Consider the following 22,502-nt stretch of genomic DNA (forward strand, 5'->3'; position numbering starts at 1 on the left):
CTCCGGCACCGCGCGGGGGCAGTGCCAAACGTTCGACTCAGCTCTGCATGTTCTGCCATCTCTGCCAGCGCCGGACGAGCGCCGACCAGGTTGTCGTGTGTGAAACAAAGTTTTGACTGGTCCAAGTGTCTGTACGCCGACGCACCACCCTTGCAACGACCCCTACCCTCGGGGCCAGAAGAAACGAGAACACCCGCATGAACAAGAAGACCAAGGGCGCAATCGCCGCCGGTGCTGCTGCAGCCCTCCTCGCCGGTGGCGCCGGCTCGTTCGCGCTGTGGAGTGACAGCGAGAACCTCGCCGGTGGCACGATCCAGTCGGGCAAGCTCACCCTTACCACCGCCGGGACGCCGACCTGGACGAAGGGTGGCAACAGCATCGACATCACCACCTACAAGGTCGTTCCGGGCGACGTCATCACATACAACGCAACGGCAACCATCGGCGCCTCAGGCAACAACCTCGCCGCACATCTCAAGGCCACCGTCCCCGGCCTCGGCACCAGCACCGAACTTGCCCAGGCCCTACAGACCTCCACGACCGCCACGGTCAATAGCGTCCCGCTGCCCTCGGACCCGGCGGGCGTGGCTATCACCAGCGCCAACGACGGCCAGACGGTCCAGGTCCAGGTCCAGTTCACGTTCGACGCTGCAACCGCAAACCAGGTGGCACAGAACCAGAGCGCGACCTTCGGCAACGTCGTCCTGGACCTCACACAGGATTCCTGACAGTTGTTTAGAAACCACCGTCGGTGGGCACTCGCAGCGGTGCCGGTCCTGGGCCTGATCTTCTTCTCTGCCCAGCAGACCGGCGCGCTGTGGAGTGACTCCAAGAGCTTCGCCGGAGGCACCATCACCTCCGGAACCCTCGACATCGGTGTCGGTGCCGGCGGCGCGAGCCAGAGCAGCTACGCATTCTCATCGTTGGGCAAAGCCGGCCTGATGCCCGGCGGCTTCGCTCAAGCCCCGCTGACGGTGCGCAATAGCGGCAACGTGCCGATGAAGTACCGACTACAGAACGTCGCGCAGTCGAATACTGCTGTGCCGCTGACCCTCACGGTGTCCACGGTCACCTCCGAGGGCGACTGCCCGACGGCCGCTGCCCCCTCTGGCGCCACACAGTTGTACCACGGCCCGATGATCGGGGCTCAGACTCCGACTTCACCGGCATGGCGCACACTTGGTGCGGGGGCCGCTGAAGTGCTTTGTCTCAGAGGCACGGTCGGGACCGCCGAGACACCCGGCGCGAGCACCACCGCAACGTTCACCTTCGCTTCGGAGTCCTGGTGAGTCACGCAGTCGGCCGCGAGGACCAACTCACCACCGTTTGGTGGTGGGTCAAGTCCGTCGTGTCATGGCTGCTTCTCATCGCAATGACGGGCGTGCTCGCGCTCACCATCGTGATTCCACGAGTTGTCGGCGCCACGCCGTATACGGTGCTGACGGGATCGATGAAGCCCACGTATCCGCCAGGCACGCTCATCGTCGTCCGTCCGCAGGATCCGCAAACTCTCGCGGTCGGTGACCCCATCACCTTCCAGTGGGAGTCCGGGAAGCCCGAGGTCGTGACGCATCGGATCACTCAAGTCAGACGCACGTCACAGGGTGATCTGACCTTCGTGACGCACGGTGACAACAATCCGTCCCCAGACGAGAGACCGGTTGTGCCCGAGCAGGTTCGGGGCAAGGTCTGGTATTCGATGCCTTACGTGGGCTATATCAACAACTACATCACAGGTAAGCAGCGTTCGATCCTCCTGACGGTGGTCGTAGGCGGCCTGCTGATCTACGCGGTATCGATGTTCGTCAGTTCGAGTCGAGACAAGGCGCGCAGCCGTCGCCCAAAGCCGATCGACCTTCGCGACGACGACTCCACCGCGACAGCCGTAATCCCGGTGATCGACGGCAACGCGTCGACCACAAAGAAATAAGAAGGGCCAACCATGTCTCGCGACGAGCACTCCCACTCGCCTTCCACGGACGATGGCCGGATGCGTAGGGCACTGGGTGGCGGCCGAGTACGCGCTGCCCTTTCCCTCGGGATAGTCCTCGGCCTGGGCGCCGTCGGCACAATGGCTGCGTGGAGCGATACCGCAACTGCGACCTCCGGGGCGTTCACACTTGCAACGATTGATCTGCAGCTCAACAACAACCCAGGCAACCCCACGGCCTATGCGTTCACTTCGCTCAACAGATCGGGCATGATGCCCGGCGACACCGCGCAGGCAACACTTCCCGTGCAGAACAATGGCACCTCGGACTTCAAGTACTCGATGTCGGCATCAGCGACGGGGGATGCTGCTCTCGCGCCGATGACGAAGGTGACTGTGCTCGAATCCACATGCACCACAGCAATCGCCGGCCCGCTCGGTTTGTCGACCACGGCCTCCACACCACTCATTACGACTGCACGCTCACTAGTCCAGAGCACATCCGAGACGCTCTGCCTGCGAGTCGCCCTTGATCCCGGAGTGACGGTCGCCGCGCAGAACAAGTCCATCAATGTCTCGTTCGCCTTCTCCGCGACCACGGCGTGAGGTAGCCATGTCCGATCAAGAGAAACACACCGACCGTCAGACACCCACCAGCCGGGTTTGGCGTGAAATTGCCCTCACGGTCGGCGGGATTGTCGGCCTGATATGCATCCTCGCAACACTCGCGGCAATGCTGTTCGGCGTCAAGCCACTGATCTTCCGATCCGGTTCGATGTCACCGGAGATCACCACGGGTTCGCTCGCGCTGTCTCACAACGTTCCCGCTACCGAACTGAAGGTCGGGGACATCATCAGCGTGGAGAACGCCCAGGGCACCCGGATCACCCACCGCGTCCACGAAATTCAACAGAAGTCCGGCGACACTGTAATCGTCATGCTCAAGGGCGATGCCAACCAGGATCCCGACGTCGAACCCTATGTAATCACCCACGCGGACCGGGTATTCACGAGCGTCGGAGGCCTTGGCTACGCGGTTGCATGGCTTTCGAACCCTGCCGCGATCTTCCTAGGCGGCGCTTTCGTTGGCGCCCTCCTGATGATTGTGGTCCGCCCGACCATCAAGAAGGACGACAGCGACGACGATCGTAGACCAGGCACGCGGTCACCGATCGACGACGCCATCACCACCGAATTCGTGCCCGTCATCGAGTCGAAGGTCGAACCCATCTCCCCCACACAGCGCTTCTCGAGCCCTTCCGCCCGATCATTGCTCGCCATCACGGCAGCCGCGGTTTCCGTATTCGCGCTCACCCAGGCCACGGGGACGTCTGCGGCATTCACCGACAGTGCTACTGCGAAGAGCGGGACATTGTCATCGGCGACAAAAGTCCTTCCCGCAATCTCATCGATCAGCGCATCTAACGCTGGCGCGGGCGGCACCCAATGGTGTGTCATGAATTGGCCGCATCTCGGCTATGGATTCACCTACTACATCGGCGTCTATCTGAACAATACAGGCAATCCGGTCTGGGAAACCACGCGAGATCCAGGGGTCTCGGCCGCCACAGGTACGAATGTTACGGTCAGCGTTGGATCGTCAGAGACGGAGTACAGCGGCAGCACACGATACTTCACCACCCGCATTTACACAGTTAACCGCTACTCCGGCGAGCGGTCCTCCGATTGGCGCGGACAAGAAATCAAGCGCCGGGGGATCTTCTACGAAGGTACGTGCAACGGCTATAAGGACAGTATCAGCGGGGCAAGCCTCGAGGGCTCCTTCGGAGATTTGAACGCACGGATGGCTGCCCCCACACAAACAACCTCAACCACCGCACCGACGACCGTGTCGATGCCGCCCAACACCAGTACCAGCACCGGCACCGGCACCGGCACCAGCGAACCCGCGACAACCACCATCCCCGTCCCATCGCCACAGCCGAGCATCGGATCAACAACAACTCCCGCCACCACATCGTCGACGACGACGACACTGTCCCTCGCGCCGACAACCGCTGTCACTACCACTGCCACGGACACCGCGTTGGGCACCTCAGCGCAATCACAGTCACGTGACTACGCAGCAGCCCTTATGAGGTCGCCCGAAACCTCACAGACTGCGCTCGTGATCTCAAACAAGAATGGTGACGAGGTGAAGCGCATTCCGGTTTCGGCGTCGGCCACCTTCGAGTGGGATTCGTCCACAGACACCCTGTGGATCGTGGACGGCGGCCAACTGTACAAGGCGTCCGGCAGCACGTGGTCCAAGACCTCAGTAGACCCGACGTCCAGCGAAGTGCCTGCCGACATCGCAGCCCTGGTCGAATAACGCCACGTTGCACCTGCATCCGTGCCGGTGCAACTCAATCACCGTCGGGCCGGGAATCTCGCACGAGGGGAATGGAAGACAATCCGATGAACACACAGACGAGGGCCTTCAAGGTCGTGATCGCCGCGGCAGCGCTCGGCTCGACGCTGACTCTGACCGCCTGCGACTTCGGCAGCCTCGGTAGCGGAAGTGCCGGCGGCGCAACCACCACCACGCCGTCCGCACCCACCACAACGGCTCCCCCGACGACCATCGGTGGCGGCGGCAACGGATCGGGCTCGCTCTCGATCACTGAGGTCACCGCACCCACGTGGAGCGACCAGAACGGCCCGATCGACATCTCGTCGTTCCGCATCGTCCCCGGTGACGTTCTCACCTACAGGGGCAGCTACCGGATCAACCTCACCGGGACCGATCTGAAGGCTCGCCTCACCGCGGACAACATCACCTTCACCGGCAACGGACAGCTCGCGGGCAAGCTGCAGCCTCAGGTGACCGCGACCATCGGCGGCACCGTCGTCCCGGGTGGACCCACCGGCATAGTCGTCACCCCTACCCAGAACAATGCGATCGTCGACGTGGCAGCCAAGTTCACGTTCGATCCACAGACGTCCGGCGTTGTCGGACAGGCAGACTCGGCGAACTTCGCGGACTTCCGCGTCCGCCTCGAGCAGGTCATCTCCTAGTTCCCGACAGAATCGAGGCCACCGGCGGACCCCCTCCCAGCCGGTGGCCTCGATTCTCATTCCTGCGCCCTGCCGATCCGGCACCGGAGTCGGGTGAACGACGGTGCGCGGGAATGGGCCGCGTGCGCACCCCTGGCGCACGCCACGCAGCGCCGGTTCATCACCCCCCATGAACCGGCGCTGCGTCATATCCGCCTTGCCGAGACACCGAACCTGCCTAGCCGACCCGAAACGACAAACGGGCGGCTGTCCGACTATCGGCCGAGGGCCGTGCCGAACAACCGCCCGTTCAGGGTCGGTAGAACGAAATCAGGACGCGAGGCTGCCCGAGCTACCCGCGCCGGCGAAGAGGCAGGACAGCGAGCCCAGGGAACCGCTGGGGACGCAGCCGGGATCGGGTAGCTCACCCGGGGTGAAGCCGACGGACCAGCGCGGATTGATGGTGCCGTTCTGCGCCTGGTTGCCGGCGTCTGCGGGCATACCGCTCACCAGATCGATGGACGCGACCGCGCCGGGCGCGAGGTGCACCCGGCCGATCTCCGTCAACGGCGCCACGGCGCCACCGTCGGTCAGCGTCACCGGCGTGCCGGCCGTGCCGTCGACGTCCACACGCACGCTGGCGATCATGTCGGGCGACACCTCGTACTCGCCCACCGCGAAGCCGGCCCAGCCCGCCACACCGGAGGCGTTGCGCACCTTGAAGCTGGTCTTCAGCTCCTCGCCGGGCACCAGCAGTCCGTTGTTCCACGAGATCTTCTCGGTGCCACCCCACGTGGTGCCGCCGTCGGACGAGTACTCGACCGTCGCGGGCTCGTCGGCGCGCGCGACGGACGGCACGACGATCACGGCGAGGGCCGACAGGAAGAGGGCGAGCAGCACGGCGCCCAGGATCTTGCCCGGCACCGAGAGGCCTCCGGACACACGGGTGATTGCGGTCATTTCGCGGAGCCTAGGGCAGCAAACCTGGCCAAGCGTCCAATTCGGCGATATTGGATGGATCACGCGAGACGAACTGCGGTACACCACGCGACGACCGGTGGCCTACCGTTGTGTTGTGACGAAAGAATCGAACCGCAACGACGCCGACGCCCCCACCGAGTCCGGCAAGGGACTGTTCTATGCGGCAGTCGTCAGCTTCCTGATCGGCATCGCGGCCATCGTCGCCATCTTCTTCGTCCACTCGCTCTCCGAGGGCGACCCGGGTCTGGTTCTCTACTTCCTGACCCTGGCGTGCCCGCTCGGCTTCGTACTCGCCGTCGCCTACGCCCTCCGCTCCGGCCGCCGGAGCCGCTGAAAGGAACGATCATGAGGATCCTGCTGAACATCATCTGGCTGATCTTCGGCGGCCTGTGGCTGGCGCTGGGCTACTTCCTGGCCGGCCTCGTCATGTGCATCCTCATCATCACGATTCCGTTCGGCATCGCCTCGTTCCGGATCGGCCTCTACGCGCTGTGGCCGTTCGGCAAGACCGTCGTCGACAAGCCGACGGCGGGTGTCGGCTCGCTCATCGGCAACGTGATCTGGCTGATCCTCGCGGGCATCTGGCTCGCGATCGGACACATCGCGACCGCATTGGCGATGGCCATCACGATCATCGGCATCCCGCTGGCGATCGCGAACCTCAAGATGATCCCGATCTCACTGATGCCGCTCGGCAAGGAGATCGTCGACGTCGGGTCCCGCGATCAGGCCCAGTGGGCGCCCGCCTGACACCGCACCACCCTCCCGGTCCGTTCCGAATTCTGAGACGAGCCTGCGGTATACCTGTGATCTCGCTCACATTACGCGGCGATAACGGGGCGGTGTCGGTCCGTGACCGTCCGGCGCTCGGCGCGACTAGCTGGGGATAAGCCGTCTCAATCGAATCCCGCACGCGAACAACACAAGACGCGCCGCGTTATCAACCGGTGACATTGAGCGGCAAATTCTCGTACCGTCGTTTTCGGCCGCAACCTCGGCCACCCCGGGCCCGCCGCGCCAAACCCCGTCCAGTGGGCCCGGAAGTACCCACGAACCATCCATGGACGGGGACGGGGGACCCAAGGTCCTCCGGGGAAGCAAGTCCCGAACGAGGGACGACCCCGCAGGCATCGGGAGAGCGATCTCCCTGGGGGTGAAGCCAGACCCGCTCCATCCAAGAGCGGCGAGGCCGGGCGACCTCTCAGTCCGAACCCGACAGCTGACCTCGCAGGCGCGTGCGGAGAGGAAACGACCGACATGAGCGGACGCCATCGCAAGCCGACCACCACCGGCCGCACCGTCGCCAAGGTCGCCGTCACCGGCGCCATCATGGGCGTGGGCGGCGTCGCCTTCGCCGGCACCGCCAACGCGGCGCCCGATTCCGACTGGGATCGCCTGGCGCAGTGCGAGGCCAGCGGCAACTGGGGCATCAACACCGGCAACGGCTACCAGGGCGGGCTGCAGTTCTCGCCCAGCACGTGGACCGGCCACGGCGGCGGCCAGTTCGCCGCCACCGCGGACAAGGCCACCCGTGAGCAGCAGATCGTCGTCGCCGAGCGGGTGCTCGCGTCGCAGGGCTGGGGCGCCTGGCCGTCCTGCTCCTCCAAGCTCGGTCTGAGCAGCGCGCCGTCGCAGCGCAGCGTCCCGGCCACCCCCGCGCCGGCCCCGGTCACCCCGGCTCCCGTCGCCACCACCCCCGCGGCCCCGGCCGCTCCCTCGGCCGTGCAGGCCGCCTTCGCCGGCATCGACGCGCTCCTCGACGCCGCCGCGAACAACGGCATCGTCATCCACCAGGACGTGCTCAACGCCTACGACGCCGCCAAGTCGTTCGACTTCAACCAGGTGGCCATGCAGAACATCGCCGGTATCGCGAACCAGTCGCAGAGCTGAGATCGCCCCACCCGGAACAGCGAACGGGCCCCTCACCATCGGTGAGGGGCCCGTTCGGTTGTGTGTGCGTCAGCGGTTGATCACGGTGTGCGGGTGCACGTAGGGCAGAGAATCCACCGGAAGGGGGAACTCCGTCTCCTCGCCGAACGGCGAGAGATTGCCGGCACGACTGGAAGACAACTCGGTCACCGCGTGATCTCCATCCGCAGTTTCCGGCCACCCTGGATCGACATAGCGCTTCTTCGAATTGTTAGCCACGCGCCCATTTTGACAGGAGTGCGAAGCGCGGTACAGCCCAGGTCACTAATCTCATAGGCGATGACCCCCACGCCAGGCACCGAGGGCGCCGCCGAAACCGCGTCGACCGCACCGACACCGACCCTGACCAGCTGGTTGGCCGACCGCAAGGACGCCGCGCTCACCGAGCTGCTGCGGCTGCGTCCCGACCTCGCCGTGCCCCCACCGGCCACCTCCGCGATTCTCGCCGCCCGGGCCGAGCAGCGCGCGTCGGTGGTGCGGGCCGCCGATCTGCTCGACTCCCTCGAGTTCACGGTCCTCGAACTCCTCGCGCTGGAGCAGGCCGACCAGATGCCGGTGGCCCGGCGGCACGTCGACGAGGCGCTGGCCGGCCGGGTACCGCAGCGCACACTGGATCGGGCGCTGGCCCGGCTGCGCGCCCTCGCGCTGGTGTGGGGCGACGACGAGCACCTGCGCATCGTCCGCTCCGCGGTGGAAACCATCCCGTGGCGGGTGGGCCGGATCAACGCCGAACCCGACGACCTGAGCGAGGACGGGATCCGCGCCGCGCTCGACGCGAGCGAACCGAACGAACGCGAGCTGCTGACCACCCTGGCCCGGTCGTCGCCGATCGGACGCACCCGCGACGCCGCGCCCGGCACCTCCCCGGACCGGCCCGTGCAGCGGCTGCTCTCCCGGGGGCTGCTGCGCTGGATCGACGCCGAAACCGTGGAGCTGCCGGCCCGGGTGGGCCAGGTGCTACGCGGTGAGGCCGTGTTCGATCCGTCCTCCCCCACCCCGCCGCCACTGTCCGGCCGCAAGCAGAAGCCCGCCGACGTCAACGCCGCCGCTGCCGGCGAGGCCCTCGAGCTCGTCCGGCACTGCGAGGACATCGTCGCCGCGCTCGGCGACGCCCCCGCCCCCGCGCTCAAGGCCGGCGGTGTGGGTGTGCGCGAGGTACGACGACTGTCCAAGGCCACCGGTGTCGACGAGGCCCGCGTCGGCCTGTTGCTCGAACTGCTCGCCGCGGCCGGGCTGATCGCCCGCGGCATCCCCGATCCGGCGCCGCTCACCGACGTCGACGACTACTGGGCACCCACCGTCGCCGTCGACGGCTGGCTCACCTCCGGCACCGCCCGCCGCTGGGCCACCGTCGCCGGTGCGTGGCTGGCACTGCCGCGGCGGCCGTGGATCATCGGCAGCCGCGACGCCACCGACAAGCCGATCTCGGCGTTGTCGGAGGAGGTGCGCGCGCCGGGCGCCGCGCACGAGCGTCGGCTGCTGCTCGAACTGCTCGCCGAAACCGGTGGCAAGGAGGTCTCCGCGACCGAGGCCGCCCGCCTGCTCGCGTGGCGGCGCCCCCGCTGGGCGGGCCGGCTGGGCCCGCACGTCGTCGAGCGCACGCTCGCCGAGGCCCGCACCCTGGGGCTGGTCGCGCACGGCGCGCTCAGCTCCCCCGGCAAGGCGCTGCTTCACGGCGGCGACCCCGAGGCGGAGATGGAAGCGGCCCTGCCCCAGCCGATCGACTACGTGCTGGTGCAGGCCGACCTCACCGTCGTCGCCCCCGGCCCGCTGATCCCGGAGCTGCTCGAGCAGATCACCCTCGTCGCCGACATCGAATCGGCCGGCGCCGCATCCATGTACCGGATCAGCGAGGCCAGCATCCGGCGCGCGCTCGACGCCGGGCTCACCGCGTCCGAACTGCAGGCCCTGTTCGCGACCCGCTCCAAGACCCCGGTGCCGCAGTCACTGACCTACCTGATCGACGACGTCGCCCGTCGCCACGGCCGGCTGCGTGCCGGGGTCGCGGCGTCGTTCGTCCGCTGTGAGGATCCGGCGCTGCTCGCCGAGGTGCTGTCCTCCCCCGTCGCCGAACACCTGGCGCTGCGCGCGCTCGCCCCCACCGTCGTCATCTCGCAGGCGCCGCTCAAGGAGGTCCTCGCGGACCTGCGCGGCGCCGGGTTCGCTCCGGCCGGCGAGGACTCGAGCGGCGCGATCGTCGATTTGCGCCCGCGTGGGGCCCGGGTGCCCGCCGCCCGGGCCGCGCGCTCACGGGTCCCCGCGGTGCCCAACGACGACCAACTGGCGGCGCTGGTGCGGTCGCTGCGCTCCGGCGACAAGGCCGCCGCGTCGTCGGGGACGGGGCTGCGCAGCGACGGCAGTCGGGCGTCCACCGCCGCGACCATGACCCTGCTGCAGACCGCTGCGCAGGTGCGGCGGTCGGTCACCATCGGCTACGTCGATGCGCAGGGCGTCGCGTCGCACCGCATCGTGCAGCCGGTCAGCGTCGGCGGCGGGCAGTTGGACGCGCTCGATCAGGCGTCCGGCGAGGTGCGCCGGTTCACACTGCACCGGATCACGTCCGTCGCGTTCGCCGACTGAGAATCCGGGCCCGAAGGCCTCGCGAACTGCACGACTGGCTTTTTTCTGGAAATGGGCTATGGTCTCGGTCAAGTGATTGCCACTTCGAATTCAGGAGCGACAATGGCCGACCGAAAACCCGGTAAGAGTCTGAAAAAGTCTGCACAGTCCATCAAGGAAAAGCGTGCGGAAAAGCGGGAGCGTGCCGCTGATGCCGGTGAGTTGATCAAAAAGCGGAAGCGCCACTGACGGACCGCGCCATGACCCGCGAGGCCCCGGCGCCCGACGCGCCGGATGTCCTGGACCACCTGCATCGGAAACTGGACCTGCTGCTGGGCGACGACGCCCCCGGGCAGCCCCGCCCGCCGGGCTTCCGGTCCGCGATCGCGTCGGCGAAATTGTTCGTCCTCGACGAACGCGCACACAATTCCGGTTTTCACAAATTCAACGACGCCGAAAAAAGAGGATCCTGACGTGAAGCGGACCCTGCTCGCCCTGGACAGAATTCAGACGCGACTGGAAAACGAGCTCGACGCCACCGAAGTCCGCTCCGAACGCGACGCCGGCTACCGCGCCGGAATTTCCGAGGCGCTGGTGCAGGTGATGGAAACGAGGAAATCCCTCTGAGGCCTTCGGCCTGTGCGCCTTTCCGGTAGCCCTCACTACCGAAAAGGCGCACGGGCCGGAGGCCTACGTGGCGGGACGTCGCCGACGTCTGGACAATGGTCTGGTTACCGTTCCGCTGCTAGGAGGCGCACGTGACCGACGGCCCGCTGATCGTCCAGTCCGACAAGACCCTGTTGCTCGAGGTCGATCACGAGCGCGCCGACGAGGCACGGCAGGCGATCGCACCGTTCGCCGAGCTCGAACGCGCCCCCGAACACGTGCACACGTATCGGATCACCCCGCTCGCGCTGTGGAATGCGCGCGCCGCCGGGCACGACGCCGAGCAGGTCGTCGACGCGCTCGTCAACTTCTCCCGGTTCGCGGTGCCGCAGCCGCTGCTGGTCGACATCGTCGACACCATGGCCCGCTACGGCCGGTTGCAGTTGGTGAAGAGCCCGGTGCACGGTCTCACGCTGGTGAGCCTGGACCGTGCGGTGCTCACCGAGGTGATGCGGCACAAGAAGATCGCCCCGATGCTGGGCGCAAAGATCGACGACGACACCGTGATCGTGCATCCCAGCGAGCGCGGGCACCTCAAGCAGATGCTGCTCAAGATCGGCTGGCCGGCCGAGGACCTCGCCGGGTACGTCGACGGCGAGGCACACCCCATCGACCTCGCGTTCGAGGAGGGCCACTGGCAGTTGCGCGACTACCAGGAGATGGCGGCCGACTCGTTCTGGGCCGGTGGCTCCGGCGTCGTGGTGCTGCCCTGTGGCGCCGGCAAGACGATGGTGGGCGCCGCCGCGATGGCCAAGGCGAAGGCGACGACGTTGATCCTGGTCACCAACACCGTCGCGGGCCGGCAGTGGAAGCGCGAGCTGATCGCCCGCACCTCGCTCACCGAGGAGGAGATCGGCGAGTACTCGGGTGAGAAGAAGGAGATCCGCCCGGTCACCATCGCCACCTATCAGGTGATCACCCGCAAGTCGAAGGGCGAGTACAAGCACCTCGAGCTGTTCGATTCCCGCGACTGGGGCCTGGTGATCTACGACGAGGTGCACCTGCTGCCCGCGCCGGTGTTCCGGATGACCGCGGATCTGCAGTCCCGCCGCCGTCTCGGTCTCACCGCGACGCTGGTCCGCGAGGACGGCCGCGAGGGCGACGTGTTCTCGCTCATCGGGCCGAAGCGCTACGACGCCCCGTGGAAGGACATCGAGGCGCAGGGCTGGATCGCGCCCGCCGACTGTGTCGAGGTGCGGGTGACGCTCACCGACGCGGAGCGGATGGCGTATGCGACGGCCGAGCCGGAGGAGCGCTACAAGCTGTGCTCCACCGCCCGGACCAAGCACGCGGTGGTGAAGTCCATCCTGGACAGGCACCCGGGCGCGCCGACGCTGGTGATCGGCGCCTACCTGGACCAGCTCGAGGAACTCGGCGCGGAACTGGACGCCCCCGTCATCCAGGGTTCCACGCGAAACAAGGAACGCGAGGCGCTGTTCGACCGCTTCCGGGCCGGTGAGATCCAGACGCTGGTGGTGAGCAAGGTCGCGAACTTCTCGATCGATCTGCCGGAGGCGTCGGTGGCCGTGCAGGTGTCGGGCACCTTCGGCTCCCGGCAGGAGGAGGCGCAGCGGCTGGGCCGACTCCTGCGTCCCAAGCACGACGGCGGTCAGGCACACTTCTACTCGGTGGTCGCTCGGGACACGCTCGACGCCGAGTACGCCGCCCACCGTCAACGCTTCCTCGCCGAGCAGGGCTACGCGTACCGGATCACGGACGCCGACGACCTGCTCGGCCCGGCCATCGGATAGGACCCCTCACCCGTGCGACGCTTCGAGTTCCCGGTCGACAAACTTCACGCCAAGGCCGTCAACGAGACCCTCGGCGATCTGCGACGGCTGCAGTGGTCGGCCGCGCTGATGGCGGTCCTGCTCGGCGCCGGCGCGGCATGGATGTTCGTCCTGGCACACCCGTGGTCGTACATCCTCGGCGTGGTTCTCGCGATCTGCGCACTGACCTCGCTCTTCATGGTGGTGTGGACGCCTCGGAAGGTGGGCAGCATCGAAGATCTCTACGCGAAGGGCGACCTGGTACCGGCGATCGTGTCGGAGGTGCATCCGCGCGGGTACACGCTGCTGTCGCTGATCGACATCGCCAAGCCCGGCGCGACGAAGCCGCACTACGCGCTCGCCGCCCGGACCGTCCGCACGCTGCCCGGCAAGAGCTACGCGGTGGGCGCGAAGCTGCCATCGGTGTCGGTGCTCGGCGACCGTGGATCGCGTTCCTCCGGTGAGACGTGGCAGATGGTGAGCTTCATGCCGGTCTCGTGGGGCACCCGCGACAGCAAGGTCCTCACCAAGGCGTCGGCTGCGATCGACGACGTCGAGTGGAAGCTGCTGAACAAGAACATCGCGAGGTCGGAGAAGGTTCGGGGCTCGAGTGGGCAGTTCGTGCTGCTCGATCCGGCGGATCTCCCCGACGAACTGCGCTGACGCGCAGCGAATTACAGCGATGGGATTAGCCCCGGCCCCGTTTCCCGGGGCCGGGGCCTCAGATCATCAGGGCCGCGAGGCCGACGCCACCGACCGCAACGAGCGCGATCGTGAGCGCGAGGGTCACAGACCCCATCAGTACAACCGTCGCGACCGCCGGCACCGCCGCCACCACGATCAGCAGGGCGACCCACCACAGCGCCGTCTCGACGGACGTTGATCTACCGATTTCCAAGTCGTGCAAGATGTTCGGCCGGACAGCGCCGGTCATCGGCCGGGAAACAGATCCGTTGGCTCGGAGTTCCATAGAGGTGACCTCCTTCATGAGGTCACCTCAGTCTCGCGCACTTCGGCAGATTTCGCAGCCGTGTCGGCAGAACGATCGACATCGACCGCCGCGTCCGGCCGTCCGGGCGCCGATTCCCTTCGAACGCTGAACGTTTTCCGGATGAACGTCAATTGAACTGCGGTGCAGCGATTCCGGACGATTCGCCGTCACTCGGCCGCGCAACGAGGAAGCCGCGCAGGGGCTTTGCCGCCCCGCCACGCCCCTTCCCCCCGATCGCCGGCATGTGTGTGTCGGACGCCCGATCGGTTGCCGCGCACGCACAACACTGATACAACAAATCTATTCCGACAGCTATAGATTTGTCGTCTCGTCGGGCGGCGCGGTTCCGTGCTCCGAGCGATCCCCGCCTCCGGCGGGACGCGTACCCACGGGAGCCGCTCGATGCCATTGGAACTTGCCGACGACACAACCGCCCGCCCCGACGAACAGTCCGACTTCGTCGTGGTCGCCAATCGCCTGCCCGTCGATCTCGAGGAGCGGCCCGACGGCTCCACCGCGTGGCGGCGCTCGCCCGGCGGGCTGGTCACCGCGCTGGAGCCGGTTCTGCGCAGCAGGAACGGCTGCTGGGTGGGCTGGCCCGGCGTCGCCGACCGTGACGTCGCTCCGTTCACTCACGAGGGGTTGCGGGTGCACCCGGTCCGCCTCGGCGAGGACGACATCGAGGGCTTCTACGAAGGCTTCTCGAACAGCACCCTGTGGCCGCTCTACCACGACGTCGTCGTCAAACCCACGTTCGACCGGGAGTGGTGGGCCACCTACCGGGACGTCAATCTGCGCTACGCGCATGCGGCCGCCGCCGCAGCCGCACCCGGTGCGACGGTGTGGGTCCACGACTACCAGCTGCAGCTCGTTCCCCGGCTACTCCGGGAGCTGCGCCCGGACGTCACGATCGGGTTCTTCCTGCACATCCCTTTCCCGCCCGTCGAGTTGTTCGCCCAGCTGCCGTGGCGGCGCAGCGTCCTCGAGGGGATGCTCGGCGCCGACCTGGTCGGCTTCCACCTCCCCGGCGGAGCCGAGAACTTCGTGGTGCTGGCGCGCCGGTTGCTCGAGCTCGAGACGCGGCCGGTCGCCGACGGACGCGGCGAGGTCCGCTTCGACGGGCGCATCGTCCGGGTGGGAGCCTTCCCGATCTCCATCGATTCGGCCGACATGGTCGAACGCGCGCGCAGCGAGTCGGTGCGCCGGCGCGCCCGCGAGATCCGGGAGGACCTCGGCAACCCCGAGCAGATCCTGCTGGGTGTCGATCGGCTGGACTACACCAAGGGCATCGACCTGAGACTCGACGCACTGGGCGAGCTGTACGACGAGGGCCGGCTCGACCCGAGCCGGACCGTGATGGTGCAGCTCGCCACCCCGAGCCGGGAGCAGGTGGAGCAGTACGCGCTCATGCGGACGTCGATCGAGACGCAGGTCGGTCGGATCAACGGTGACCACGGTCGCCTCGGGCGCGCGCCCGTCCACTACCTGTACCAGCCGGTGCCGCGGGAAGAGTTGATCGCGCTCTACGTGGCCGCGGACGCCATGCTCGTCACACCGCTGCGCGACGGCATGAACCTCGTCGCCAAGGAGTACGTGGCGTGCCGTCCCGACCACACCGGAGCTCTCGTCCTGAGCGAGTTCACCGGCGCCGCTTCCGAATTGGACCAGGCATACCTGGTGAACCCGCACGATCTCGACTTCGTCAAGGACACGATCGTCGCGGCCCTCGAGCAGTCGCCGGAGCAGCGCAGCACCCGGATGGCCGCGCTCCACGCCCAGGTGATGACCCACGACGTGCACCACTGGGCGCGAACGTTCCTCGACCACCTGGCCTTGGCCGGCCGCGCCAACACCGAAGTGGAGGAGTTCCCCCTGGACTGGCAGATGCCGACGACCGGCCCGTTCTCGCCCGGCGAGTCGCCGATCGCCGCCACGGGGCGGTAGTCACCGCGGCGGCACCAATCCCATCACGGTCGCGAGCTGCGTCGCGATCGGGTTGAGGTTCAACGCATCCGGAGCCACCTTCGGCTTGTCGTCCCACGGCTGCGGGACGGTCGGGTCGGCCAGCGCCGCCCGTTCGGCGCTGCGCACGCCCGTGACACTGCCTTGCGGCGCGAGGCACCGGACGTCGGAGGCGAACGGGAAGTCGTCACGGGTGTCGTCGAAGTCGGGGTCGCGCCGCTTCATATCCGCCAGGATCTCGTGGGTGCTCTCGTAGCCGACCGTGCACGCGGGCGGATTGTTCGTCTCGAGGATGATCCCGAAGTGGATGGTGCCGTCGCCCGGCGCGACGGCACGTGCGGCCACCGGCAGGGCGGGCAGCAACTGCAGCATCGAGCGCAGATAGGGCTCGCGCCCCGGGGCGAGCGAGGTGACCTGCTGCGTGTTCGAGAGCACCTCGGTGAGGTCGGCGCCGCTCTCGCGGACCAACGCACCCACCTGGTCGCTGGTGGCGGTGCCCGTGCCGATCAGCTTGCGTACGTCCGGATCGCTCGAGCGCAGCTGGGCGGCGAGTGCGTCGAGGTCGGCGCTGAACGAGCGGATCGACGACGCCTGGCCCGCCTGGGTGTCGAGTACGGTGCGGCCGTCGCCGATCAGGTCGAGCGTCTGCGGCAGCGCATCCGACGCCTCCCGGGTGAAGGCGTTCAGCGAGTCGACGACGGCCTGCAGGTTGTCGCCCTGGCCGTCGAACGCCTTGCCGAGTTCGGTGGCGACCGTGTGCAGCCGGTCGGCGGGCACGGATCGGGCGAACGCGTCGACCGAGGCCACCAGATCCTCGACCGGTGTCGGGACGGTGGTGTCCTTCCGATCGATCACGGATCCCTCGGCGAGGTACGGGCCGTCGCTGCCGGTGGGCTGCAGGTCCACGTACTGCTCGCCGATCGCCGACCGGTTGGCCACGACCGCCGCCGCGGACGCCGGAACCTGCGGGCCGCCGTCGTCGAGGCGCAGTTCCACGCGGACGCCGTCGGCGGTGAGCTGCAGGTCCCCCACCCGTCCGACCGGGACGCCGCGGTAGGTGACCTCGGCGTTGGAGAAGATGCCGCCGGAGGTCGGCAGGTCGACGAACACGGAGTACTGGCCGAAGCCGAGGAGGTTGTCGAGACGCGCGTACTTGCCGCCTACGAAGACGATGCTCACGACGGCCAGGATCAGGAACGCCGCGATCTGGCCTCGCGCCAGCCTGGACACCATGTTCATCGCCGCCGGCCCTCCATGCTCACCCCGAAGAGAATGTCGGCGAGATCACCAGAACCGCCCCACTGTTACGCAGGCAACAGGCTACCGCTATCCGTTACTCGGGGTCACATTCATGTGACCGGAGTTACAAAGTGGACAATTGTCCGGCTCGCAACCGGCCGCTACGGGGCGTCCACCCCGTGCCGGGCGGCGGGCGGCAGGGCTGTCAGCGGCGCGGCGGTCCAGGCGGCGGGATCCGGGCCGAGTCGGCGCAGCTGCTGCACCTGCTCGCGACACCACGGCGACACGGCGCGAGCGCCGGCGTCGACCTCCGCGGAGAACGTCGACCAGGCCACCCAGTCGACGTCGTCCACCTCCCCCCGCCGCGGAACGGGCGGCGGCCCGTCGTAGCGCACCCGGAATACCGGGCAGATCTCGTTCTCCACCACACCGCTGTCCATCACCGCGCGATAGCGGAAGTCCGGCAGAACCAGATCGACCTCGGACGAATCGATCCCGAGCTCGTGATGCAACCGTCGCCGAACCGCCTCGCGCAGTGGCTCGCCCAGGGCTGGGTGCCCGCAGCACGTGTTGGTCCACACTCCCGGCCACGTAGCCTTGTCGAGGGCACGGCGAGTCATCAGCAGCCGCCCGTGGCGGTCGAAGACGTAGGACGAGAACGCCAGATGCAGCGGCGTCGCGGTGGTGTGGACGGTCGCTTTCGGCTCGGTGCCGACGGCGCGGCCCGCCTCGTCCAGCAGCACGACATGTTCCATGTGATTCCTTCTTCGTCGGGTCGGGGCCGTCGGGGGTCAGGCCGCACGCGCTCGCGTCCGCGCCGTCCGGCGCAACCGCGCGGACGTCCGGCCCGCAATCAGCAACTGCGGCACCGCGACAGCCAGTCGGCGACGCCGGGAGACGACCGCTCGCTCGCAGAGCACGCGGTATCCACCGTCCTCCACTTCGCGCAGGATGTCGGCGTAGAGGACGAATGCGGTGCGGATCGCCGGCCGCGCCGCGGGATCGAGCATGTCGAGCCCCGGTTCGGCGGCCCGGTACACCGACCGGGTGTGGGCGACGAGATGGGCGAGCGCTCGGCCGAGCCGGGGGTCGGTCCGGCCGGTCGAACGACAGCGGCGAAGGAGTTCCTCGTCGACGCCGAACGCCGCGAGCTCGTCGGTCGGCAGATAGATCCGGTCCCGGTCCAGGTCCTCGCCCATGTCGCGGATGAAGTTCGTCAGCTGGAACGCTTCTCCCAGCGCGCGGGCAGGGCCGACGGCGTCGTCGATCGGAACCGACGTGCCCAGGATGGGCAGCATCTGCAACCCGATCACGGCTGCCGAGCCGTACATGTACTCGGACAGCTCGGCCATCGTGCGGTATCGCGACCGGAACGCGGCGGTTCCCGGGATGTCCATCCGCATCGAATGCAGGAACGCGTAGTGGTACTCGTGTGGAATGTCGTAGCGCGCAGTGGTGTCCGCCAGCGCGCTCAGGACCAGGTCCGTCTCGGCGTGTCCCGACACCCCACCGGCCAGCACCGTGCGGACCCGCGCCTCGAGCTCGTCCAGCGCCGCGGCCGCCGCCCGGTCCGTCGGGGCGATACCGCTGTCGGCACCGACGTCGACGACGTCGTCGACCATGCGCGCGAAGCCGTACAGCGCGTGCACACCCGCCCTCCGCGACGTCGGGAGCAGTCTCGTCGCCAGGAAGTACGTCTTGCCGTGCCGCGCGTTCAGGGTGCGACACAGGCGGTAGGCCGCGTGCAGGCTCGGATCGATACCGTCGAGTTCACCCATGCCGGACCTCCACCCGAGACGTTTCCGTGTGCCGAGCTGCGGCCGTGGGCGCCCCGGTGATCCGTTCGGCGGCGAGGCGCCCCGATACGAGGACGGTCGGCACCCCGACCCCGGGCGTCGTCCCCGACCCGGCCAGCACGACGTTCCCGATCCCGGACACCATGTTCTTGCGGCGGAACGGGCCGGTCTGCCGGAATACGTGCGCCGAGGAGAACGGGCTTCCGGCCAGCATGCCCTTGTCGAGCCAGGTCTGCGGGGTGTCGAGATGGTCGACGACCATGGCCTGCCGCAGATCTCGATAGCCCCGTCCTTCCAGGTCGTCCTGGAGCTCACGCATGTACGACGTCCCCAGCCGGCCCCAGTCCAGATCGGCGCTGTCGAGGTTGGGGCACGGCGCGAGGATCGACACCGGCTCGCTGTGCACGCCGTCCCGGACGACGTGCAGACCGGGATCGGTGACGGCCGGGCGCGTGATCAACAGTGACGGGTCGTACATCAACCGTCCTCGGCCACGCGGGGCGGTGATCCGGGCGAACGTCTCCGACCACTGCGCACCGAAGTCGATGGTGTGGTGCGCACGAGTCGGCCACGTCCGCGTCACCTCGGTGGGGACCGTGCCGTGGAAGACGACGGCCGACGGCGACGCCACCGCGTAGCCGCGTCTGCGCCCGCGCGTGGCGACGCCCGCGCCGTCGAGCAGCCGGTCCACCACGGGGAGGTCTGCTGTGAGAACCAATGCGTCACACTCGAAGTGACGGCCGTCGGCCGTCCGGACGCCGGTGGCCCGGCCACCGGCGACGTCCACCGCGCAGACCTCGGCGCCGGTGTACACCACCCCACCGTGGCGGGTGAGGGCATCGGCCATCGCCCGCGCGATGGTGCACATGCCCCCTTCCGGGAAGTAGACACCGAGCGAGGTGTCCATGTGCGCGATGGCGCCGTACACGCCCAGGGCCTTCGCGGGCGACATGCCGGCGTACAGCGCCTGGAAGGTGAAGATGCGGCGCAGTCGGTCGTCCCGGACGAACGAGCCGACCCGCGGTCCGAGGCGACCGAACCCGCCCAGGCGAACGAGTTTCGCGGTGTCGACCAGCGCTCCCCGCGACGACACCAGGTCGAGCGGCGAATCGAAGTTCGAGTCGATGTACCGGTCGAACTCGGTGTCGAAGATCGACGCCAGCCACCGCCGGAGTCGGCGGTATCCCGCGGCTTCGCCTGCACCGCAGACTCGTTCGACCTCCGCGGACATCGCCGCCGGATCGGAGAAGACGTTCAGCGAGGTGCCGTCGGCGAACCGGGCGTGATAGCTCGGCGCGAGTTTGGCGAGCGTGACCGGCGGCGACGTGGACTCGAACGACTCACCGACGGCCGCGAGGGCGTCGGCGATGAGTTCGGGCATGGTCAGCACACTCGCGCCGTTGTCGATGTCGTACAGCCGGTGCCCGGAATCGTCCCGCACCTCGTACGTGCCGACGCGGCCGCCGACCGAACTCTCCCGCTCGAGGACGGTGACGCGCTTGCCTGCACCCGCGAGGTGCAGTGCCGCGGACAGCCCGGCGAGCCCCGCTCCCACCACGACGACCGACTCGGTCCGTCCCTCGACCGCCCTCATGCGGCACCGTCCAGGATCGACATCAGGGTTCCTCGCTTCTCTCGTTTCCGCGCTCGGTGTGCGGACGGTTCGCCGGTCGGGGAGGGCAGTGCTCTGCCCTTCCAGGAGAGGGTATTTCGTGCCCGGCGGATGTGGGAATCCACGACCAGTCCGGCGAAGACCGCGGTGGCCGGTGGGTGCAGAGCGGCGCTCGCGATCATCCGCAGCAGATCGACAGCCCGCACGCGACCACGATCGGCGGCCGCGCTCTCGGACATCGCCGCGCCCACGCGTCCGGCCACGCCGGCGAGGTAGCCGACGGTGCCCGCACGCCGTATGCGTCCGGATCCCAGGACAGCCGCGGCGGGCGGCAGCAGGTACGCCACCGCGGCGAAGGTGAGAACACCTGCGGCCCCTGGCCGTCCGCCGAACGACGACCACAACCATCGCGTGTAGCCCGCCCGTAGTTCGGTCCAGTTGCGGTACATCCGGCATTCGACGAATCCGGCGCCGGACACGACGACGGTGCGCTCACCGGCCCGCCGCAGAGTCCTCGCGATGTCGAGATCCTCGGTGGCGCTGGACGCGACGGACTCGTGTCCACCGATCCGCCGGTAGGCGTCGGCGTCGAACACTAGAACCTGACCACACGCCACGGCCAGTGACGGCCGCAGCGAACGGTTCGCGGCGGCGACCACGACGGTCGACATCCACGAGAAGCTCAGCAACGGCTGGATCAGCCACTCGGCGAAGCCCCCGGTCCGCTGTTCGGGCCACGGGCACACCAGCGCGGCTCCGCTGCTTCGCAGTGCCGTCACCGCCGCCCACACCGCGTCCGGTGCCAGCCGCACATCGGCGTCGACGAAGACGATGACGTCGGCGGCGGGAGAATCGGCCTGCGCCAGCGCGGCGAGGCGGCGGCAGGCCGCCGCCTTTCCGGTCCACCCGGGCGGCGGCGCGGCGGTGTTCGAATGCACCGCGATCCGCGAGTCACCGCGAGCGGCGTCCAGTGCTGCTTCCCGCGTCCCGTCCCGGGAACCGTCGTCGAGCACGATCACCCGCAGCTCCCCCGGCCAGCTCTGGGCGCGAAGGTCGCCGATCAGCAGCGGCAGTCTCGTCTCCTCGTCGCGCGCCGGTACGCAAACCACGACCCGGTCATTTTTCGTCGCCGCAGCCCCGGGTCGTCGCAGCCGCGGCATCGACAGCGCGTTGCCGACCGACAGCGCCGCCGACGCCACCGCCAGCGCCGCCCCGCTCACGACCAGCCGGCGGGTGACGGCAGTCATGCCGGCTCCCGGAGCGGTTCGCGTCGCCAGGTCAGCGTCCACAGCAGCGGGACGCCGACCGCCCCCATCATGCAGAACCCGTAGACCGCCGAGTACCGCAGCTCGGCGCCGTCCAGCAGGGCCGCGTGCGCGAACGCAGAGCCGAGCCACGTCCACACGAACAGCACCAGCGGCGCGGTGTCCGGCATCCGCGGGCCGGCGGGCCGGCGGGCGCGAGTGCGCCTGTCCACGATCTCCACGACGACCGCCATCAGCAGTGCGGTACCGAACCATCCGAGGTAGTTGGTGACCGGAATCGACGCAATGCCCGGCAGACCGGGAGCGTCGGACGTCCACGTCCACTGTCCGTCCGTCACCATCTGGGTGTCGAGGTACAGATCCCACCCGACCATCCCGACGGCGGTGAGCACGATCCGCTGGAGCCACAGCCGCCCGGCGGGCACCCGGGAGCGTTCGAGCACGTAGGTCACCGCGCACCAGATCGGGTAGAAGCCGGCCGTCCAGGCGAACGGAACCACGACCGGGACGCCGTCGACATCCATCCCGAGCCGGTCGACGGCGTAGAAGTAGCTGCCGAACGGGAAGCCGGTCGCGGTGCCGACGATCTCCGCGGCCAGACCCACGCCCGCGGTCGTGACGAGCAGTGCCGACGCCCACACCGCGCCCCGGGACAGGCCGGCGTGCACCAGGACCGCCGCCGCCGACAGCGTGACGACCGCAACGGTGATCGTGTCGCGGGCTTCCCCGGTCACCAGGGCATACGTGATCTGGGCGAGCAGTGCGCCCCCGACCAGCGCCCACAGCAGAACCATCGCCCCCGTCCG

At 68.3% G+C, this 22,502-nt stretch carries 24 protein-coding genes; 15 read left to right on the forward strand and 9 right to left on the reverse strand.

Features of this window, described 5'->3' with window-relative positions:
• The first annotated feature begins 197 nt into the window (after window positions 1–197).
• From A6I89_RS07645 to A6I89_RS07670, 6 genes are all read left to right on the forward strand, one after another.
• Window positions 198–728: an alternate-type signal peptide domain-containing protein gene (locus A6I89_RS07645; RefSeq protein ID WP_022594329.1), complete on the forward strand. Its 531-nt coding sequence runs from the start codon at window positions 198–200 to the stop codon at window positions 726–728.
• A gap of 39 nt (window positions 729–767) precedes the next feature.
• Window positions 768–1,289: a hypothetical protein gene (locus tag A6I89_RS07650; protein WP_022594328.1), complete on the forward strand. Its 522-nt coding sequence runs from the start codon at window positions 768–770 to the stop codon at window positions 1,287–1,289.
• Window positions 1,286–1,930, forward strand: coding sequence for a signal peptidase I (locus A6I89_RS07655; protein WP_022594327.1), 645 nt, complete (start codon window positions 1,286–1,288; stop codon window positions 1,928–1,930). The genes A6I89_RS07650 and A6I89_RS07655 overlap by 4 nt, the downstream gene beginning before the upstream one ends.
• A 60-nt stretch (window positions 1,931–1,990) precedes the next feature.
• Window positions 1,991–2,536: a TasA family protein gene (locus A6I89_RS07660; protein ID WP_232244695.1), complete on the forward strand. Its 546-nt coding sequence runs from the start codon at window positions 1,991–1,993 to the stop codon at window positions 2,534–2,536.
• Between the two features lie 7 nt (window positions 2,537–2,543).
• Window positions 2,544–4,262, forward strand: a complete 1,719-nt coding sequence (locus tag A6I89_RS24295; protein WP_087576486.1) for a signal peptidase I — start codon at window positions 2,544–2,546, stop codon at window positions 4,260–4,262.
• Between the two features lie 86 nt (window positions 4,263–4,348).
• On the forward strand, window positions 4,349–4,948 hold the full coding sequence (locus A6I89_RS07670) for an alternate-type signal peptide domain-containing protein (RefSeq protein WP_232244693.1): 600 nt from the start codon (window positions 4,349–4,351) through the stop codon (window positions 4,946–4,948).
• A 309-nt stretch (window positions 4,949–5,257) separates the two neighbouring features.
• Here the strand turns inward: A6I89_RS07670 and A6I89_RS07675 are convergent, their stop codons facing one another.
• Window positions 5,258–5,887 (reverse strand): hypothetical protein, encoded by a 630-nt coding sequence (locus A6I89_RS07675; protein ID WP_022594321.1) that lies wholly within the window; start codon window positions 5,885–5,887, stop codon window positions 5,258–5,260.
• 115 nt (window positions 5,888–6,002) lie between these two features.
• On the opposite strand from A6I89_RS07675, the gene A6I89_RS07680 reads away from it, so the two are divergent.
• The 3 genes from A6I89_RS07680 (at window position 6,003) to A6I89_RS07690 (ending at window position 7,798) form a co-directional block, all read left to right on the forward strand.
• Window positions 6,003–6,242, forward strand: a complete 240-nt coding sequence (locus tag A6I89_RS07680) for a hypothetical protein (protein WP_022594320.1) — start codon at window positions 6,003–6,005, stop codon at window positions 6,240–6,242.
• 11 nt (window positions 6,243–6,253) lie between these two features.
• Window positions 6,254–6,658: a YccF domain-containing protein gene (locus A6I89_RS07685; protein WP_013415021.1), complete on the forward strand. Its 405-nt coding sequence runs from the start codon at window positions 6,254–6,256 to the stop codon at window positions 6,656–6,658.
• Window positions 6,659–7,165: 507 nt separating this feature from the next.
• The gene (locus A6I89_RS07690; protein ID WP_005515116.1) at window positions 7,166–7,798 is read left to right on the forward strand and encodes a resuscitation-promoting factor Rpf1 domain-containing protein; all 633 of its coding nucleotides are present in this window, start codon (window positions 7,166–7,168) and stop codon (window positions 7,796–7,798) included.
• 69 nt (window positions 7,799–7,867) lie between these two features.
• On the opposite strand, the gene A6I89_RS07695 is transcribed toward A6I89_RS07690, so the two are convergent.
• Window positions 7,868–8,056 (reverse strand): hypothetical protein, encoded by a 189-nt coding sequence (locus A6I89_RS07695; RefSeq protein ID WP_031937314.1) that lies wholly within the window; start codon window positions 8,054–8,056, stop codon window positions 7,868–7,870.
• A 60-nt stretch (window positions 8,057–8,116) separates the two neighbouring features.
• Between A6I89_RS07695 and A6I89_RS07700 the strand changes: the two genes are divergently transcribed.
• The 5 genes from A6I89_RS07700 to A6I89_RS07715 all read left to right on the forward strand — a co-directional run bounded on the left by A6I89_RS07700 (window position 8,117) and on the right by A6I89_RS07715 (window position 13,494).
• Complete coding sequence (locus A6I89_RS07700; RefSeq protein ID WP_022594319.1) at window positions 8,117–10,417, forward strand: helicase-associated domain-containing protein; 2,301 nt, start codon at window positions 8,117–8,119, stop codon at window positions 10,415–10,417.
• Window positions 10,418–10,656: 239 nt separating this feature from the next.
• Window positions 10,657–10,869 carry a hypothetical protein gene (locus A6I89_RS07705; RefSeq protein WP_005515120.1) on the forward strand — a complete coding sequence of 71 codons (213 nt, stop codon included), beginning with the start codon at window positions 10,657–10,659 and terminating at the stop codon, window positions 10,867–10,869.
• Window position 10,870: 1 nt separating this feature from the next.
• Window positions 10,871–11,023 (forward strand): hypothetical protein, encoded by a 153-nt coding sequence (locus A6I89_RS24600; RefSeq protein ID WP_005515122.1) that lies wholly within the window; start codon window positions 10,871–10,873, stop codon window positions 11,021–11,023.
• Between the two features lie 131 nt (window positions 11,024–11,154).
• Window positions 11,155–12,813 (forward strand): DNA repair helicase XPB, encoded by a 1,659-nt coding sequence (locus tag A6I89_RS07710; RefSeq protein WP_013415019.1) that lies wholly within the window; start codon window positions 11,155–11,157, stop codon window positions 12,811–12,813.
• A gap of 12 nt (window positions 12,814–12,825) precedes the next feature.
• Complete coding sequence (locus A6I89_RS07715) at window positions 12,826–13,494, forward strand: DUF3239 domain-containing protein (RefSeq protein ID WP_022594318.1); 669 nt, start codon at window positions 12,826–12,828, stop codon at window positions 13,492–13,494.
• 58 nt (window positions 13,495–13,552) lie between these two features.
• Here the strand turns inward: A6I89_RS07715 and A6I89_RS07720 are convergent, their stop codons facing one another.
• Entirely contained in the window at window positions 13,553–13,819 is a 267-nt protein-coding gene (locus tag A6I89_RS07720) for a hypothetical protein (RefSeq protein WP_231849566.1), read from the reverse strand.
• Window positions 13,820–14,224: 405 nt separating this feature from the next.
• Between A6I89_RS07720 and A6I89_RS07725 the strand changes: the two genes are divergently transcribed.
• Window positions 14,225–15,766, forward strand: coding sequence for an alpha,alpha-trehalose-phosphate synthase (UDP-forming) (locus tag A6I89_RS07725; protein ID WP_044990519.1), 1,542 nt, complete (start codon window positions 14,225–14,227; stop codon window positions 15,764–15,766).
• Here A6I89_RS07725 and A6I89_RS07730 read toward each other — a convergent pair whose 3' ends face one another.
• The 6 genes from A6I89_RS07730 to A6I89_RS07755 all read right to left on the reverse strand — a co-directional run bounded on the left by A6I89_RS07730 (window position 15,767) and on the right by A6I89_RS07755 (window position 22,490).
• On the reverse strand, window positions 15,767–17,023 hold the full coding sequence (locus A6I89_RS07730; protein ID WP_022594315.1) for an MCE family protein: 1,257 nt from the start codon (window positions 17,021–17,023) through the stop codon (window positions 15,767–15,769).
• Between the two features lie 161 nt (window positions 17,024–17,184).
• Window positions 17,185–17,778, reverse strand: coding sequence for an isopentenyl-diphosphate Delta-isomerase (gene idi, locus A6I89_RS07735; RefSeq protein WP_022594314.1), 594 nt, complete (start codon window positions 17,776–17,778; stop codon window positions 17,185–17,187).
• A 36-nt stretch (window positions 17,779–17,814) separates the two neighbouring features.
• Window positions 17,815–18,801, reverse strand: coding sequence for a phytoene/squalene synthase family protein (locus tag A6I89_RS07740; RefSeq protein WP_005515133.1), 987 nt, complete (start codon window positions 18,799–18,801; stop codon window positions 17,815–17,817).
• Complete coding sequence (gene crtI / locus A6I89_RS07745) at window positions 18,794–20,413, reverse strand: phytoene desaturase family protein (RefSeq protein WP_022594313.1); 1,620 nt, start codon at window positions 20,411–20,413, stop codon at window positions 18,794–18,796. The genes A6I89_RS07740 and crtI overlap by 8 nt, the downstream gene beginning before the upstream one ends.
• Entirely contained in the window at window positions 20,410–21,678 is a 1,269-nt protein-coding gene (locus A6I89_RS07750) for a glycosyltransferase family 2 protein (RefSeq protein WP_232244692.1), read from the reverse strand. The genes crtI and A6I89_RS07750 overlap by 4 nt, the downstream gene beginning before the upstream one ends.
• Window positions 21,675–22,490: a carotenoid biosynthesis protein gene (locus A6I89_RS07755; RefSeq protein ID WP_013415012.1), complete on the reverse strand. Its 816-nt coding sequence runs from the start codon at window positions 22,488–22,490 to the stop codon at window positions 21,675–21,677. The genes A6I89_RS07750 and A6I89_RS07755 overlap by 4 nt, the downstream gene beginning before the upstream one ends.
• Window positions 22,491–22,502: the final 12 nt, after the last annotated feature.

This window comes from Prescottella equi, from assembly GCF_002094305.1.
In the GTDB taxonomy this organism is placed as follows: Bacteria; Actinomycetota; Actinomycetes; order Mycobacteriales; family Mycobacteriaceae; genus Prescottella; species Prescottella equi.

Bases quoted from the DNA above. Each gene is read 5' to 3' on its own strand.
- A6I89_RS07645 (WP_022594329.1), top strand. From the start codon at position 198: ATGAACAAGAAGACCAAGGGCGCAATCGCCGCCGGTGCTGCTGCAGCC.
- A6I89_RS07660 (WP_232244695.1), top strand. From the start codon at position 1,991: ATGCGTAGGGCACTGGGTGGCGGCCGAGTACGCGCTGCCCTTTCCCTC.
- A6I89_RS24295 (WP_087576486.1), top strand. From the start codon at position 2,544: ATGTCCGATCAAGAGAAACACACCGACCGTCAGACACCCACCAGCCGG.
- A6I89_RS07670 (WP_232244693.1), top strand. From the start codon at position 4,349: ATGAACACACAGACGAGGGCCTTCAAGGTCGTGATCGCCGCGGCAGCG.
- A6I89_RS07675 (WP_022594321.1), bottom strand. From the start codon at position 5,887: ATGACCGCAATCACCCGTGTGTCCGGAGGCCTCTCGGTGCCGGGCAAG.
- A6I89_RS07685 (WP_013415021.1), top strand. From the start codon at position 6,254: ATGAGGATCCTGCTGAACATCATCTGGCTGATCTTCGGCGGCCTGTGG.
- A6I89_RS07690 (WP_005515116.1), top strand. From the start codon at position 7,166: ATGAGCGGACGCCATCGCAAGCCGACCACCACCGGCCGCACCGTCGCC.
- A6I89_RS07700 (WP_022594319.1), top strand. From the start codon at position 8,117: ATGACCCCCACGCCAGGCACCGAGGGCGCCGCCGAAACCGCGTCGACC.
- A6I89_RS07705 (WP_005515120.1), top strand. From the start codon at position 10,657: ATGACCCGCGAGGCCCCGGCGCCCGACGCGCCGGATGTCCTGGACCAC.
- A6I89_RS07720 (WP_231849566.1), bottom strand. From the start codon at position 13,819: ATGAAGGAGGTCACCTCTATGGAACTCCGAGCCAACGGATCTGTTTCC.
- A6I89_RS07725 (WP_044990519.1), top strand. From the start codon at position 14,225: ATGCCATTGGAACTTGCCGACGACACAACCGCCCGCCCCGACGAACAG.
- A6I89_RS07730 (WP_022594315.1), bottom strand. From the start codon at position 17,023: ATGAACATGGTGTCCAGGCTGGCGCGAGGCCAGATCGCGGCGTTCCTG.
- idi (WP_022594314.1), bottom strand. From the start codon at position 17,778: ATGGAACATGTCGTGCTGCTGGACGAGGCGGGCCGCGCCGTCGGCACC.
- A6I89_RS07740 (WP_005515133.1), bottom strand. From the start codon at position 18,801: ATGGGTGAACTCGACGGTATCGATCCGAGCCTGCACGCGGCCTACCGC.
- crtI (WP_022594313.1), bottom strand. From the start codon at position 20,413: ATGAGGGCGGTCGAGGGACGGACCGAGTCGGTCGTCGTGGTGGGAGCG.
- A6I89_RS07750 (WP_232244692.1), bottom strand. From the start codon at position 21,678: ATGACTGCCGTCACCCGCCGGCTGGTCGTGAGCGGGGCGGCGCTGGCG.
- A6I89_RS07755 (WP_013415012.1), bottom strand. From the start codon at position 22,490: ATGGTTCTGCTGTGGGCGCTGGTCGGGGGCGCACTGCTCGCCCAGATC.